Here is a 15,251-nt window from a genome sequence, read left to right as displayed (position 1 = left end):
ACGCGAAGGGCGCCCGGCATCATGCCGGGCGCCCTTCGCGTGTCACGCCTACTGCTGGCCGTCCCGCTGGTCGGGGTCGAACGGGTTGCGCGGGGTGAAGCCCCCGGACGGCGGCTGGGTGGTCGGCGTCTGGGTCGGGCTCTGGGTGGGAGGCTCCGTGGTCGGTGTTTCGCTCGGGGTCTCGCTGGGCGTCTCGGACGGCGTCTCGGAGGTGGGCGGTTCGCTGCTCGGGGTCTCCGACGGCGTCTGGGACGGGGTCTCGCTGGGGGTCGGCGGCGGGGTCGGGGCGACGGCGGCACCCTGGGTGGTGTCGAGGTCGAACTCGGTCTGACGCGTCACGCCGAAGGTGTAGGACGCCCAGATCTGGGCCGGGGGTCCACCGCCGTTGACGCGGCCGCCGCCCATGGTGCCCTTGAGCGAGACATGGGCGAACTTCTTCACCTTCTCGCCCTCGCAGCCGGTCACGCCGTCCTTGTGCGCCTCGCCGAACAGGCCGACGGAGGTGACGAGATCGGGGGTGTAGCCGGTGAACCAGGCCGAGCGGTCGCAGTCCGAGGTACCCGTCTTGCCCGCCACCTGCTGCCCGGCCCGCAGCGCGTTGTTCGCCACGGACTGCCGGGCGGTGCCGTCGTCGACCACGCCGGTGAGCACGGAGGTCACGGTGTCGGCGGTGGTCCGGTCGAGCACCCGCTCACCGACCGGGTTGGGCAACTGGACCGTACGGCCCGACTGCTCGGCCGACTTGATGATGCTCGGGGTGACCTTGCGGCCGTGGTTGTCCAGGGTGGCGTACATGCCCGCCATCTCCAGCGGGCTGGCGCCCATGGAGCCGAGGGTCTGCGCGGGGACCGCCTGCATGCCCTCGGTGTCCATGCCGAGCCGCTTCGCGGTGTCCATCACCTTGTCCATGCCGACGTCCACGCCCATCTGCGCGAACACGGAGTTGACGGACTTGTTCATGGCCGTCTGGACGCTGATCGGGCCGTAGTCCGCGTCGTCCTCGTTGGGCGGGGCGAAGCCGACGCGGGAGCCGTGGTCGAGGACCTGGCGGCGGCTGGTGCCGTCGTAGACGGTGCCGGCGCCGATGAGCGTGCCGCTCTGGGTGGTGGCCTCGTGCTCCAGCGCGGCCGCGAGGATGACCGGCTTGAAGGTGGAGGCGGGCTGGTAGTCGCGGCGGGCGACGTTGTCGACCCAGTGGCTGTAGTAGTCCTTGCCGCCGTAGAGGGCGACGATCCGGCCGGTCTTGGGGTCGACGGAGACCGCGCCGGCCTGGACGTCGGCGTCGACGGGCCGCTGCTTCGGCTCCAGCTTGCTGGTGAGCTGCGTCCTGACCGACTTCTCCAGCGCGGCCTGCTTCTCGCGGTCCACGTTGAGGGTGATGGTCCAGCCCTGGCCCTCGACCTTGGCCTCGGCCTCCGAGCGGGAGATGCCCTCCTGCTTCATGAGCTGGTGCTCGAGCTGGGAGTTGGCGAGCTGGACCAGGTAGCCCTTCTGTCCCTCCATGCCGGGGGCGCCCTTGGGCTCCTTGGGCACCGGGAACTTCAGGGCGGCGCGCTTGCCCGGGTCGAGCCAGTGCTCCTTGACCATGTTGTTCAGGACGTAGTTCCAGCGGTCGGTGACCAGCCGCTTGCCGGTCGCCGTGGCGGTGGACCAGTCGTACTGGCTCGGGGCCTGGAGCAGGGCGGCGAGGTAGGCGCCCTGCTGGACGGTGAGGTCCTGGGCGTCGACGTGGTAGTACGCCTGGGCGGCGGCCTGGATGCCGTAGGCGCCGCGGCCGTAGTAGCTGGTGTTGATGTAGCCGGCGAGGATCTCGTCCTTGGACTTCTCGCGCTCCACCTTCAGCGAGATGACCATCTCCTTGAGCTTGCGGGAGACGGTCTGGTCCTGGCTCAGGTAGTAGTTCTTGACGTACTGCTGGGTGATGGTCGAGCCGCCCTGCTTGCCGCGTCCCGCGAGGGTGTTGAGCAGACCGCGGGCGGTGCCCTTCAGGTCGACACCGGGGTCGGTGTAGAAGGACTTGTTCTCGGCGGCGACGAAGCTGAGCTGGACCTTGCGCGGCACCTTGGAGAGGTCGACTATCTCGCGGTTGACCTCGCCGTCGCGGGCGAGGACCGTGCCGTCGCCGTACTTGTAGACGTTGCTCTGCCGCTGGGCGGCCACGTTGCCCGCGGGCACGTCGACCGACAGGTAGAGCGCGGCGAAGCCGGCCATGCACAGCAGGCAGAGGCCGAAGACGGTGCCGAGGATCTTCTTCCAGGTGAAGAGCCTGCGTATTCGGCCCTTGGCGGGCTTGCCGCCGGTACCGCCGGAGGGCTCGGAGGCCGGGGCTGCCGAACGGCGTCCGGGTGCCGCGCGGTGGCCGCCGCGCTGGCGCGCTCGTCTCTCGTCCGCTCGTCCCATGGGTCCCTTGGCTCCGCTTCCGTCTCGGGGTCAGCTCCGAAAGCTAACACCCCCCTATGTGACAAAGAGCGCCCGATCCACTCTTTTACGGACGTGAGAATGAGCACCCACCGGCACCCACCCCAAAGGAACCGACGGGCAGGAAGGGTTCAAGGTTGCCCGTGGGAACGCCCGAAAAAGCGGAGTTGCCCGTTCCGAACCCCCTATGCACCGGGGGTATACACCGTGTGTAGAGTGCTCGCCATGTCCATCGGTCACACCCTTCTAGGGCTCCTGGAGTCCGGCCCCCGGCACGGCTACGACCTCAAGCGGGCCTTCGACGACACCTTCGGCCACGACCGGCCGCTCGCCTACGGGCAGGTCTACGCGACCATGTCCCGGCTGCTCAAGAACGGCCTCGTGGAGGTCGAGGGCATCGAGGCGGGAGACGGTCCCGACCGGAAACGGTATGCCATCACCGACGCCGGCATCACGGACGTCGAGCGCTGGCTCGCGAGCCCGGAGAAGCCGGAGGACTACCTCCGCTCGACCCTGTACACCAAGGTCGTACTGGCCCTGCTGACCCACCGCGACGCCGCCGACGTCCTCGACACCCAGCGCGCCGAGCACCTGCGCACCATGCGCGTGCTCACCGACCGCAAGCGCAAGGGCGACCTGGCCGACCAGTTGATCTGCGACCACGCCCTGTTCCATCTGGAGGCCGACCTCAGATGGCTGGAACTGACCGCGGCACGCCTCGACAAACTTCGCACGGAGGTGGTCGCATGACCCCGCCCGACGGCTCCCTGCTCATCGCCCGGGACCTGCGCAAGTCCTACGGCCCCACCGCGGCCCTGGACGGCGCCGCCTTCTCCGTCCACCCCGGCGAGGTCGTCGCCGTGATGGGCCCCTCCGGCTCCGGCAAGTCCACCCTGCTGCACTGCCTCGCCGGGATCGTCCGCCCCGACTCCGGCTCGATCACCTACGCCGGACGCGAGCTGACCACCATGAGCGACAGCGAGCGCAGCGCGCTGAGGCGCGGCGAGTTCGGCTTCGTCTTCCAGTTCGGCCAGCTCGTCCCGGAGTTGACCTGTGTGGAGAACGTGGCGCTGCCGCTGCGGCTGAACGGCACCCCGCGCAAGCAGGCCGAACGGGCCGCGCTCACCTGGATGGAGCGGCTGGAGGTGGACGACCTGGGGCGCAAGCGGCCCGGCGAGGTCTCCGGCGGCCAGGGCCAGCGGGTCGCGGTGGCACGGGCCCTGGTCACCGGGCCCCGCGTGCTGTTCGCCGACGAGCCGACCGGCGCGCTGGACTCGCTCAACGGCGAGCGCGTGATGGAACTCCTCACCGACGCCGCCCGCTCCACCAACGCGGCCGTCGTCCTCGTCACCCACGAGGCCCGGGTGGCCGCCTATTCCGACCGCGAGATCGTGGTGCGCGACGGCCGGTCGCGGGACATGGAGCGCAGCGCATGAGCGTGCGGCAGTACGCCCGTGACCTGGGGATGGGGGCCCGGTTCGCCATGACCGGGGGGCGCGAGGGGTGGGTCCGTACGGCGCTGACCGCGGTCGGCGTCGGTATGGGCGTGGCGTTGCTGCTGCTCACCACCGCACTGCCCGGTGTCGTCTCCGCCCGCCACGCGGTGGAGGACGCCCGGACCGACTACACGTTCGCCGTGCACCCGCGCCCCAAGGGCGACGACACCCTGCTGCTGGCGGACACCGACACCTGGTGGCGGACCAAGTCCATCCGGGGCCGCCTCCTCGAACCCGAGGGCCCCAGGGCCCCGCTGCCGCCGGGCACCGACCGCTTCCCGGCCAAGGGCGAGATGCTGGTCTCCCCCGCGCTGGGCGAACTCCTCGCCTCCGGCGACGCGAAGCTGCTGCGCGAGCGGCTGCCGTACCGGATCACCGGGACCATCGGCGCCAAGGGGCTGCTCGGCCCGCGCGAACTCGTCTACTACGCGGGCGCCGAGGGCCTGAAGCCGCAGGCCGGGGGCTCCCGTACCGAGCGGCTGCGCGCGTTCGGGGACCCGCAGCCGCAGGCCGAACAGACCGACCCGGTGCTGCTGATGATGGTGCTGGTCGTGTTCGTGGTGCTGCTGATGCCGGTCGCGGTGTTCATCGCCGCCGCCGTGCGCTTCGGCGGCGAGCGGCGCGACCGCAGGCTGGCGGCGCTGCGGCTGGTGGGCGCCGACGGCCGCACCACCCGCCGGATCGCGGCGGGCGAGGCGCTGGCCGGCTCGCTGATCGGCCTGGTCATCGGCGCCGGACTCTTCCTGGCCGGACGGCAGCTCGCCGGGTCGGTGACGGTCATGGGCGAGAGCTTCTACCCCGCCTACCTCGACCCCTCTCCCCTCCTCGCCCTGCTGGTCGCCCTCGCGGTCCCGGCGTGCGCGGTGCTGGTGACCCTGCTGGCCATGCGCGGGGTGGTCATCGAGCCGCTCGGCGTGGTCCGTACCGCCGTGCCCGCCCGGCGCCGGCTGTGGTGGCGGCTGCTGCTGCCGCTGGCCGGGCTGGCGCTGCTCTACCCGATGATCGGGCAGGGTCACTCGAACGGCGACTTCAACCAGTACCTCGTCATCGCCGGTGTCCTGTTCCTCCTGATCGGCGTCACCTCGCTGCTGCCCTGGCTGGTGGAACGCGCCGTCGCCCGGCTCGACCCGGGCCCGCTGTCCTGGCAACTGGCTGTGCGCAGGCTCCAGTTGAGCAGTGGTACGGCGGCCCGCACGGTCAACGGGGTCGCGGTCGCCGTCGCCGGTGCCATCGCGCTCCAGATGCTCTTCGCGGGCGTGCAGGGCCAGTACGAGAAGAACACCGGGAAGGACCCGTCCCGCGCCCAACTGGAGATCGCCCTCTCCGACCACAGCCGCGTCGGCCCGGCCGCCGCCGCGGTCGCCCGGACCAAGGGGGTACGGGCGTCGGTGGGTCTGGCCACCGCCTCGCTCGGCGAGAAGCCACGCGACGCGGACGCCGCGCTCGACGTGATCGTGGGCGACTGCGCCTCGCTGCGCGAGCTGGCGCACCTGCCGTCCTGCCGCGACGGCGACACCTTCGCCCTCGCAAGCCCCGAGTACGGCACCGACTTCGACCGCGACTCCCGCGACGCCGTACTGCGCCCCGGCCACGACGCCTACATCGACCCCGCGTACGCCGACACCCAGGGCCTCTCGGTGCCGATCGCCGTGCCGGACCACCTGCGCTGGGCCACGGCCCGCGAGGACTCGCTGATGCCCCGCGCCAACGGCCTGCTGGTCACCCCGGCCGCGCTCCCCAAGGCCGCCCAACCGGCGCTGTACGGCGAGGTCTTCGTACGGATGGACCAGGCGCTGCCGGACGTGCAGGAGTACGTGCGCAACACCGCCGCGCGGGTCGACCCGTTCGCGGACATCATGGCCGTCACGCCGACCGAGACCTCCGCCCGGTACACCTCGCTGCGCACCGGCATGCTGATCGGTGCCTCCTGCGTGCTGATGCTGATCGGGGCGAGCCTGCTGGTCTCCCAACTGGAGCAGTTGCGCGAGCGGCGGAAACTGCTGTCGGCGCTGGTCGCGTTCGGCACCCGGCGCCGCACCCTCGGCCTGTCGGTGCTGTGGCAGTCGGCCCTCCCGATCACGCTGGGCCTGCTGCTGGCCGCGGGGGTGGGCGTCGGCCTGGGCGCGGTGCTGCTGCGGATGTCGGCGGCGAAGGTGACCGTGGTCTGGTCCGACGTGCTGGCGCTGACCGGCGTCGGCGCGGCCGTCGTCCTCGCGGTCACCCTGCTCACCCTGCCGCCCCTGCTCCGCATGACCCGCCCCGACGGACTGCGCACCGAGTAGCGGCTCAGTCCGCCGCGCCGCCCACGATCCGTACGGGCAGCGGGGTCATCGCCTCGCGCAGGGCCGCGGCCAGCTCCTCGTACTCGGCGGAGCGGGCCGCGGCCGTGCGCATGGCGAGGGCGATCCGGCGGCTCGGGGCCGGACCGGCGAAGGAGCTGGTGAGGACCTTGCTGCCACGGGTCGCCTCCAGCCGTATCGCGGTGCGGGGCAAAAGGGTGCAGCCGAGGCCGCCCGCGACGAGCTGGACCAGGGTGGAGAGGCCGGCGGCGGTCGTGGTGACCGGGGCCGCGCCGCCGCCCCGGATCTCCCGGCCGGCCTCCCGGCAGATCTCCAGCGCCTGGTCGCGCAGGCAGTGCCCCTCGTCCAGCAGGAGCAGGTTCAGCTCGCGCAGCGCCTCGCGCGGGATGCCGCTGCGGCAGCCGAGTTCGTGATCGAGCGGGGTGACGAGCACGAAGTCCTCGTCGAACAGCGGGAGTTCGCTCACGCCGGGCACACCGAGCGGCACGGCGAGCAGCAGCAGGTCGAGCCGTCCGGAGTGCAGGCCCTCCAGCAGGCTGGCGGTCTGCTCCTCGTGCACCTGGAGGTCGAGCTGCGGATAGCGCTCGTGCACCAGGCGCAGCACGGTCGGCAGCAGATAGGGGGCGACGGTCGGGATGGCGCCGAGCCGCAGCACCCCGGTGAAGGGCGCCCGTACCGCCTCGGCCTCCTCCAGCAGCGCGCCCATCTCGGCCAGCACCGCCTTGGCCCGCACCGCGAGCCGCTCCCCGGCGGCCGAGAGCAGCACCTTGCGCGTCGTACGCTCCACCAGGGCCACGCCGAGGGTCTCCTCCAGCGCGGCGACCGCCCCGGAGAGCGCGGGCTGGCTCATCCCGATGGCGGCGGCCGCGTCCCGGAAGTGCAGATGCTCGGCGACCGCGGTGAAGGCGCGCAACTGCGCCAGGGTCGGCTGCTTCCGCTTGCCACTACTGATGGTCACTGATAGCCACCTCCGATCAACCAGACCGAGTGTAGCTATTTCACTAATCAATCCACCCTGTGCCACCATCGGCCCAGTCCAACCCATGGGAGACATCCCGCAAGCTGGGGTGTCCCCGCGCTGCAAGGAGAGCACGTGCTCACTGTCGGTGACAAGTTCCCCGAGTTCGAACTGACCGCCTGCGTCTCGCTGGAGAAGGGCAAGGAGTTCGAGACGATCGACCACAAGACCTACGAGGGCAAGTGGAAGATCGTTTTCGCGTGGCCCAAGGACTTCACCTTCGTGTGCCCGACCGAGATCGCGGCCTTCGGCAAGCTGAACGACGAGTTCGCCGACCGTGACGCGCAGGTCCTCGGCTTCTCCGGTGACTCCGAGTTCGTCCACCACGCCTGGCGCAAGGACCACCCGGACCTGACCGACCTGCCGTTCCCGATGATGGCGGACTCCAAGCACGAGCTGATGCGCGACCTGGGCATCGAGGGCGAGGACGGCTTCGCCAAGCGCGCCGTCTTCATCGTCGACCAGAACAACGAGATCCAGTTCACCATGGTGACCGCCGGCTCCGTCGGCCGTAACCCCAAGGAGGTCCTGCGGGTCCTCGACGCCCTCCAGACGGACGAGCTGTGCCCGTGCAACTGGAGCAAGGGCGAGGACACCCTCGACCCGGTCGCGCTGCTGGCTGGTGAGTGACCCATGTCGCTCGACTCGCTGAAGTCCCGCGTCCCGGACTACGCCAAGGACCTGAAGCTCAACCTGGGCTCGGTCATCGGCAACTCCGACCTCCCCGCCCAGCAGCTCTGGGGCACCGTGCTGGCGACCGCGATCGCCTCGCGCTCCCCCATCGTGCTGCGTGAGCTGGAGCCGGACGCGAAGGCCAACCTCTCGCCCGAGGCGTACGACGCGGCCAAGTCCGCCGCCGCCATCATGGCGATGAACAACGTCTTCTACCGCACCCGGCACCTGCTGTCGGACCACGAGTACGGCACCCTGCGCGCCGGTTTGCGGATGAACGTCATCGGCAACCCCGGCGTCGACAAGGTCGACTTCGAGCTGTGGTCGTTCGCGGTCTCCGCGATCAACGGCTGCGGTCTGTGCCTCGACTCGCACGAGCAGGTGCTCCGCAAGGCCGGTGTCGAGCGCGAGGTGGTCCAGGAGGCGTTCAAGATCGCCTCGGTGATCCAGGCGGTCGGCGTCACGCTTGAGGCCGAGGCCGTCCTCGCCGAGTAGTACCCCGCCCGAAGGCCCCGCTCAGACCTGCTGAGCGGGGCCTTCGGTGGTTTCGCGGGTGTCGTCGGGGGCGGTGCCCCCGGCCGGCTCCGCTTCGGCCCGGACGGGGGGCTGGTCCTCGGCCGCCGCGTCCGCAGGGTCTCCTATCTCCGTCGCCGGCCAGTGCTGCTCGGCCGAGTACTTCCTCAAGTACCCCACCACCGTGTTCGTCACCGCCACCAGCGGTACGGCGACCACCGCGCCGCCGATGCCGGCCACCATGCCGCCGGCCGCGACCGTGAGGACCACCGCGAGCGGATGGACCCGGACCGCCCGGCCGAGGATGAACGGCTGGAGGACGTGGCCCTCGATCTGCTGGACCGCGAGCACCACCACCAGCGTCATCAGGGCGGTGAACACGCCCTGCGTCACCAGCGCGACCACGATGGCGAGCGCACCGGAGGCGACCGCGCCGACCAGCGGGATGAACGAGAACAGGAAGATGAAGACCGCCAGCGGCACCGCCATCGGCACGTCGAGGAAGTAGATCCCGAGCCCGATGAATATGGCGTCGATCAGCGCGACCAGCACTGTGCCGCGTACGTACGCGGTCAGGGTGGCCCAGGCGCGCGGACCGGCACCGGCCACGCCCGGACGGGCGGCGGCGGGCACCAGCTTCAGGAACCACTCCCAGATCCGCCTGCCGTCGTAGAGCAGGAAGAGCGTGGAGAAGAAGACCAGCAGGATGCCGGTCAGCGCCTCGACGACGACCTGAACTCCCTCAAGTCCGGCGGAAGTTATCTGGTCGGTGTTGGCTCCGACGGCCTCGCGCAGGTTCTTGGCGATCTGGTTGATCTGCTTGTCGGTGACGTGGAACGGGCTCTTGAGCAGCCAGTTGCGCAGATCGTCGATGCCGTTCTGGATCTGGCTGGAGAGGGTGTCGATGTTCTCCATGACCTGCCAGGTCACGAACCAGCCGAGCAGCCCGATGATCACGAAGCCCGATATGGCGGTGAGCGCCGTCGACGGGCCGCGCGGCATGCCGTACCGCATCAGCCGGGCCACGGTCGGCTGCAGCAGCGCGGTCACCAGCAGGGCCACCACGAACGCGAACACCACGAGCTGGACGGCGCTGATGACCCGCATCAGCACCCAGACCGTGCCGGCCAGCACCAGCAGCCGCCAGCCCGCCTCGGCCGCGACCCGCACTCCCCACGGCACGGCGTGCGCGGGGTCGGGGCGCGGGGCGGTCGGAGCCGGGCGGGGCGCGGGTACGGCCACCGCCTCGGGGGGTCCCTCGGGCCCGGCGTGCTCCTTCTGGACCTCGGCGCGGCGCTTGTCCAGGCGCTCGCTCATCTCGGTCAGTCCGGCACCGAGCCGGCCGAGCCATCCTGGCATTCGCGTCATGTTCCGTACCCTTCCCCCGCGGTCCGGGCCCACTCCGGCGCGCTTGGCCGCGCCGGGGAGCCGTGCGAGGACGACCGTACATGGCGAAAGCCCCTCACCCCGTGAGGGGGAGGGGCTGCGCGCGGCCGGGTGTCAGAGGCCGCTTTAGTACCAGTGGTTGGCCTGCCAGAAGGTCCACGCCTCGCACGGGCTGCCGTAGCGGCTGTCCATGTAGTTGAGGCCCCACTTGATCTGGGTGGCCGGGTTGGTCTGCCAGTCGGCGCCGACCGAGGACATCTTGGAGCCGGGCAGGGCCTGGAAGAGACCGTAGGCACCGGAGGAGGCGTTCACGGCACGGTAGTTCCAGCTCGACTCGTGGTCGACGATGTTGCTGAAGCACTGGAACTGGCCGGCGCCCACCATCTGACGGGCCATGGCCTGGATCTGGGCGACGGAGTAGCTGCTCTGCGGAGCGAAGCTGGAGGCGTCGCGGACATCGCTGCGGCTGGCGGCGGCGGCCTTGGTCTCGGCACGCTCCTTCGCCAGCTCGGCCGCCTTCTCGGCGTCCTTCTTCTTGGCGATGGCCGTCTCGGCGGCGGCCTTGCGGGCCGCTGCCTCCGCGTCCTTCTTGGCGCTCGCGTCGGCCGCGATGGCCTGCGCGTCCGCCTGCTGCGTCAGGGACGCGGTCTGAACCTGCGCCTGCTGATCCGCGGGGAGCTCAGCGAGGAGCGTGGTGTCGGCAGCCGTCGGCTCGGCGTCGTTGTTCTGCGCGACGCTGCCCGAGGCAACTCCGACGACGCTTCCTACGGCGGTGACCGCGGTGGCGGAGGCCACTGCGAATCCCCGGACCGAAATCCGGCTCACACGGTTTCCTTCCAGCATCGCCCGCTTCGGTGACCGTGGCGGACGCAATCGTGCCCCCGACACTGGCCTCCCAACTGAAGGGTCACAGGAGACACGGGCCCGGTGGGAACTCCCGCACGGGGAGCGCCGCGTGATGCTCGGGCGGCATACGACGACGCTATGGAGTTGGCGACTTGCTCCGTGGATCGCGCCTGCCGGGGGGCTGGAACGTGCCTCGGGGTACAGGTGTGTCGTATGCGGGGCCTGACAGGACTGAGACTCTGCCGTAACCCGATGGCGAGTGGCAATTCCGAGTTGCGTGTGAAAGCTCACACCTCGTTTGGCCCAAGGGAATTCAGGAAATACCCGCGCACGCAGACGCCGCCCGGCTAAGCTCTTCGGCTTCTGCGGGCGGCGCCTGTGGTTGTCCGAGGACGGGTCAGATGTGGCCGTCCTCCAGCATTTCGGTCACCAGCGCCGCGATCTGGGACCTTTCGGACCGGTTCAGCGTGACGTGCGCGAAGAGCGGATGCCCCTTCAGCTTCTCCACGACGGCCACCACGCCGTCGTAGCGGCCGACACGCAGGTTGTCCCGCTGCGCCACGTCATGGGTGAGCACCACCCGCGAGTTGGCGCCGATCCGGGAGAGCACCGTCAGCAGCACGTTGCGCTCCAGCGACTGCGCCTCGTCCACGATCACGAAGGCGTCGTGCAGCGAGCGGCCGCGGATGTGGGTGAGCGGGAGGACCTCCAGCATCCCGCGCGCCGTGACCTCCTCGATGACCTCCCGGCTGGTGACCGCCGAGAGCGTGTCGAAGACCGCCTGGGCCCAGGGGCCCATCTTCTCCGACTCGCTGCCCGGCAGATAGCCCAGTTCCTGCCCGCCGACCGCGTACAGCGGCCGGAAGACCATCACCTTCTGGTGCTGGCGGCGCTCCAGGACCGCCTCCAGGCCGGCGCAGAGCGCCAGCGCCGACTTGCCGGTGCCCGCGCGGCCGCCCATGGAGAGGATGCCGACGTCCGGATCGAGCAGGAGGTCGAGCGCGATGCGCTGCTCGGCGCTGCGGCCCTTGATGCCGAACGCCTCCCGGTCGCCGCGCACCAGCCGGACATTGCCGTCCGGGGTGACGCGGCCGAGTGCCTTGCCGCGCTCGGACTGGATGGTCAGTCCGGTGTGCACGGGCAGCTCGGACGCCTCGGGGACGAACACATGGCCTTCCTCGAAGAGGATGTCCACCTGTTCACCGGGGAGCGTCAGCTCGGACATGCCGGTCCAGCCGGAGGAGTCCGTGATGGCGAGTTCGGCGCGGTACTCCTCGGCCAGCAGACCGACCGAGGACGCCTTGATCCTGAGCGGCAGGTCCTTCGACACGACGGTGACGTCGAACCCCTCGGCCTGGAGATTCCGGGCCACCGCCAGGATGCGGGAGTCGTTGTCCCCCAGGCGGTAGCCGCTGGGCAGCACGCTGGGGTCCGAGTGGTTGAGCTCGACACGGACGGTCCCGCCGAGTTCCCCGATCGGGATGGGGGCGTCGAGTCGGCCGTACCGCACCCGGTAGTCGTCCAGCAGGCGCAGGGCCTGGCGGGCGAAGTAGCCGAGTTCGGGATGGTGCCGCTTGGCCTCCAGCTCGGTGACCACGACGATCGGGAGCACTACCTCGTGCTCCTCGAACCGGGTCACGGCGTTGGGGTCGGCCAGCAGGACGCTGGTGTCGAGAACATAGGTGCGCCGGTCGGGCTTGTGGCGCTTTGTGCTGGTCACCACGGAAGGACGTACCCCCTCGGATGAGGTCGGGGAGCGACGAAGTGGAACTGGACCGGTCTGAGATCCCCGCGCGCGGCGGGCCGCAGACCGGCCCTCCGCCGCTGCTGCCGTGCCTGCGAGGCGCGGTCGGGCTGGTGCAAAGGACCTCCCGGGCGGGCGACCCCGTGCCGCCCGCTGAGTCCGACGCCCGTGGTTCGGGTGTCGGCCTGAGAGCGTTATGCCCTCGATCGCGCGCGACCATGCAGAAGCGGCCACCGGCAGGCCGGTGAACTCCTTGTTACTTCCGGGCGAGGCCGGGTACACGTGGGCACCCCATCGGACGGGGTGCCGCCGGGGTGCCCGGTGTGTCCCGGTGCGGGCGCGGGCGCAGGTCAGCCGCCGTAGCGGCGGTGCCGGGCGGCGTAGTCGCGCAGGGCGCGCAGGAAGTCGACCTTGCGGAAGGCCGGCCAGAAGACCTCGCAGAAGTAGTACTCCGAGTGGGCGGTCTGCCAGAGCATGAATCCGGAGAGCCGCTGCTCGCCGCTGGTGCGGATGACCAGGTCGGGGTCGGGCTGGGCGCCGGTGTAGAGGTGGCGGCCGATCATGTCGACGTCCACGGACTCGGCCAGCTCGCCCATGCTGACGCCCTTGGCCTGGGCGTCGGCCAGCATGGAGCGCACGGCGTCGGCGATCTCCTGGCGGCCGCCGTAGCCGATGGCGACGTTGACCACTATGCCGTCGACGTGGGCGGTGCTCTCGGCGGCCTGCTTGAGGGTCTGCTGCATCCCGGCGGGCAGCAGGTCGGGGGTGCCGACGTGGTGCACGCGCCAGCGGCCGTCCTCGGCGAGGGTGCGCACGACGCCGTCGATGATGTCCAGCAGGGGGCCCAGCTCGTCCTGCGGCCGGTCGAAGTTGTCCGTGGAGAGCAGCCAGAGGGTGACGACCTTGACGTCGGTCTCGTCGCACCAGCCGAGGAACTCCTCGATCTTCTCGGCGCCGGCCCGGTGGCCGTGGACCGTGCTGGAACCCGCGGCCTTCGCCCAGCGGCGGTTGCCGTCCATGATCACGCCGATGTGCTCCGGCACCGACGCGTGGTCCAGGTGACCTTCCACCCGGCGTGCGTAGACCCTGACCAGCAGGCCGCGCAGCTTGTCGCGCAGGTTCACGTGAGGCCCCTCCAAAACGCCGCGGTCGCTGTTCCCGCGGACGCCGAGCCTACCCGCGCCGCGCACGCCCAAGAAAAACGGGCCGGTCCGTGGGGGGGGAGACGGACCGGCCCGAGGGGGGGTTTCCACCATAACCCTTCGTGAGGGCAGAAGCGTGCCCCGGCGCGCCACAACTACGCTGCGGAGTCACCCGGCGACGCCGCGCTGAGCGCGGAATGCTTGGTTCAGGGGTATCCGGTGGCCGGTTCACAGCGGATTCCCAGGCGATCCGTCCTCTCAGCGAACGATCATCAGGTTTTTACGCCACTTCAGCGACCTCGGCGGTCCCGCTCCGGGGTCCCTCCGACGGACGACCCCGCCGACGAACGGTGACTTGACCATTCCGCTAAGCGACGGCCCCGGCGGTGGCCGGTTTCCGGGCCACGAACAGGTGGCGCGTGCTGTGCGCCACGAAGGGGCCGGACGCCGTGATCTCCGCGTGCAGCGCCCGCAGCCGCTCCTCGTACGCCTCGACGGTGAAGCCCGGCACCATCCAGATCACCTTGCGCAGGAAGTGCACGACGGCGGCGATGTCGCGGAACTCCATCCGCAGCCGCGCCCTCCGCAGCTCCTCGACCTCCAGCCCGGCCGCCTCGGCCCCTTCCCGCTCCCGCTCGGGGTCCCGGCCCGCGCGCACCGCCTCCGGCTGCGGCCCGAGGAAGTACTCGACCAGCTCGAACGCGCTCGCCGGTCCGACGTGCTGGGCGAAGTAGGTGCCGCCCGGCTGCAGCACCCGTGCGATCTCGGGCCAGTCCGGGGTCACGGGGTGGCGGCTGAGCACCAGGTCGAAGGTGGCGGCGGCGAAGGGCAGGGGTGCGGTGTCCGGGGCGGCGACGACCACCGCTCCGTGCGGGGCGAGCAGTGCGGTCGCCCGCGCCACGTTCGGGGGCCAGCCCTCGGTGGCCGCGAGCACGGTGGGGCGGGCCGGGGCGGCCTGCCTCAGCGCGAAGTCGAGCACCTCGCCGCCGCCGGTCTGGAGGTCGAGCGCGGCCCGCGCCCGCGCCAGCCGCTCCCCCGCCGAACGGGCGTAGCCCCACTGCGGCCGCTCCTCCGTGGCCCGGCCCGCGAACCAGGAGAAGTCCCAGCCGTCGGTGGGCACGGCGGCGCCTTCGGCCACCAGCTCCTCGAAAGTCCTGTCCATGGGGGCATGGTTCTGGAGCGGGTGGCCCGGCGTCACGGGGTTTTCGCGGTCACGGGGTCTTCGCGGGCGGGCCGTCGAGGACCAGGAGCACGAAGCCCTCCTCGTCGGGCTCCCCCACCCGCGTGAAGCCGTGCTTCTCCAGCAGGGCGACGGAGGCGGTGTTGCCGGCGGAGGGGTCGGCGTACAGGGGGCGTACGGGCTCCTCGGTGAGGAAGAGGCCGAGGGCGCGGGTGCCTATGCCCCGGCGCCAGTAGGGGCGGCCCAGCCAGTAGCCGACGAAGCGTCTGCCCTCTTGCGTCCAGGAGACGACGTTGCCCGCGACTTCGCCGGCCACGGTGACCGTGCGCACCAGGCAGTCGGGGTCGGGGAGGATGCGGGTGCGCCAGTGGGTGAGGAAGGCTTCGCGGGGGCGCGGGGTGAACCGGGAGCGGCGGACTGCCTCCGGGTCGTGTTCGAAGGCGAGGAAGATCTCGAGGTCGTCCTCGGTCACGCCGCGCAGGCGTACGTCTTCTGTCTCGGCTGTCATGGTCCGGAGTGTGGCAGGGGGCACTGAC

Annotated in this window: 13 protein-coding genes; 5 read left to right on the top strand and 8 right to left on the bottom strand. The window is 71.0% G+C overall.

Translation table 11 applies throughout. The annotated features are described in order from the left end of the window. Nucleotides 1-48: 48 nt before the first annotated feature. Entirely contained in the window at nucleotides 49-2,400 is a 2,352-nt protein-coding gene (locus E5083_RS02535) for a transglycosylase domain-containing protein (RefSeq protein WP_135783934.1), read from the bottom strand. Between the two features lie 243 nt (nucleotides 2,401-2,643). On the opposite strand from E5083_RS02535, the gene E5083_RS02530 reads away from it, so the two are divergent. Genes E5083_RS02530 through E5083_RS02520 form a run of 3 tightly spaced genes read left to right on the top strand, consistent with a single transcriptional unit; the run spans nucleotide 2,644 to nucleotide 6,196 of the window. After that, nucleotides 2,644-3,168, top strand: a complete 525-nt coding sequence (locus E5083_RS02530) for a PadR family transcriptional regulator (RefSeq protein WP_135783933.1) — start codon at nucleotides 2,644-2,646, stop codon at nucleotides 3,166-3,168. Next, nucleotides 3,165-3,854: an ABC transporter ATP-binding protein gene (locus E5083_RS02525; RefSeq protein WP_135783932.1), complete on the top strand. Its 690-nt coding sequence runs from the start codon at nucleotides 3,165-3,167 to the stop codon at nucleotides 3,852-3,854. The genes E5083_RS02530 and E5083_RS02525 overlap by 4 nt, the downstream gene beginning before the upstream one ends. Continuing rightward, on the top strand, nucleotides 3,851-6,196 hold the full coding sequence (locus E5083_RS02520; RefSeq protein WP_135783931.1) for an ABC transporter permease: 2,346 nt from the start codon (nucleotides 3,851-3,853) through the stop codon (nucleotides 6,194-6,196). Before E5083_RS02525 ends, E5083_RS02520 begins: the two co-directional genes overlap by 4 nt. 4 nt (nucleotides 6,197-6,200) lie before the next feature. On the opposite strand, the gene E5083_RS02515 is transcribed toward E5083_RS02520, so the two are convergent. Further along, nucleotides 6,201-7,172, bottom strand: a complete 972-nt coding sequence (locus tag E5083_RS02515) for a hydrogen peroxide-inducible genes activator (protein ID WP_244317358.1) — start codon at nucleotides 7,170-7,172, stop codon at nucleotides 6,201-6,203. 135 nt (nucleotides 7,173-7,307) lie between these two features. Between E5083_RS02515 and E5083_RS02510 the strand changes: the two genes are divergently transcribed. Next, nucleotides 7,308-7,862 (top strand): peroxiredoxin, encoded by a 555-nt coding sequence (locus E5083_RS02510; protein ID WP_135783929.1) that lies wholly within the window; start codon nucleotides 7,308-7,310, stop codon nucleotides 7,860-7,862. Nucleotides 7,863-7,865: 3 nt separating this feature from the next. Beyond that, nucleotides 7,866-8,399 (top strand): alkyl hydroperoxide reductase, encoded by a 534-nt coding sequence (locus E5083_RS02505; RefSeq protein ID WP_135783928.1) that lies wholly within the window; start codon nucleotides 7,866-7,868, stop codon nucleotides 8,397-8,399. A 21-nt stretch (nucleotides 8,400-8,420) separates the two neighbouring features. On the opposite strand, the gene E5083_RS02500 is transcribed toward E5083_RS02505, so the two are convergent. The 6 genes from E5083_RS02500 to E5083_RS02470 all read right to left on the bottom strand — a co-directional run bounded on the left by E5083_RS02500 (nucleotide 8,421) and on the right by E5083_RS02470 (nucleotide 15,223). Beyond that, nucleotides 8,421-9,785: an AI-2E family transporter gene (locus tag E5083_RS02500; RefSeq protein ID WP_244317357.1), complete on the bottom strand. Its 1,365-nt coding sequence runs from the start codon at nucleotides 9,783-9,785 to the stop codon at nucleotides 8,421-8,423. Between the two features lie 144 nt (nucleotides 9,786-9,929). After that, nucleotides 9,930-10,646, bottom strand: coding sequence for an aggregation-promoting factor C-terminal-like domain-containing protein (locus E5083_RS02495; protein ID WP_135783927.1), 717 nt, complete (start codon nucleotides 10,644-10,646; stop codon nucleotides 9,930-9,932). A 400-nt stretch (nucleotides 10,647-11,046) separates the two neighbouring features. Further along, nucleotides 11,047-12,372 carry an RNA 5'-3' helicase PhoH2 gene (gene phoH2 / locus E5083_RS02490; RefSeq protein ID WP_030806983.1) on the bottom strand — a complete coding sequence of 442 codons (1,326 nt, stop codon included), beginning with the start codon at nucleotides 12,370-12,372 and terminating at the stop codon, nucleotides 11,047-11,049. 371 nt (nucleotides 12,373-12,743) lie between these two features. Then, nucleotides 12,744-13,517: an isoprenyl transferase gene (locus E5083_RS02480; protein ID WP_135783925.1), complete on the bottom strand. Its 774-nt coding sequence runs from the start codon at nucleotides 13,515-13,517 to the stop codon at nucleotides 12,744-12,746. A 385-nt stretch (nucleotides 13,518-13,902) separates the two neighbouring features. Beyond that, entirely contained in the window at nucleotides 13,903-14,697 is a 795-nt protein-coding gene (locus E5083_RS02475) for a class I SAM-dependent methyltransferase (protein WP_135783924.1), read from the bottom strand. Between the two features lie 49 nt (nucleotides 14,698-14,746). Beyond that, nucleotides 14,747-15,223, bottom strand: a complete 477-nt coding sequence (locus E5083_RS02470) for a GNAT family N-acetyltransferase (protein ID WP_135783923.1) — start codon at nucleotides 15,221-15,223, stop codon at nucleotides 14,747-14,749. Nucleotides 15,224-15,251 lie beyond the last annotated feature (28 nt).

The organism is Streptomyces bauhiniae (assembly GCF_004784475.1).
Lineage (GTDB): Bacteria > Actinomycetota > Actinomycetes > Streptomycetales > Streptomycetaceae > Streptomyces > Streptomyces seoulensis.
This window is presented reverse-complemented; position numbering and strand designations above follow the sequence as displayed.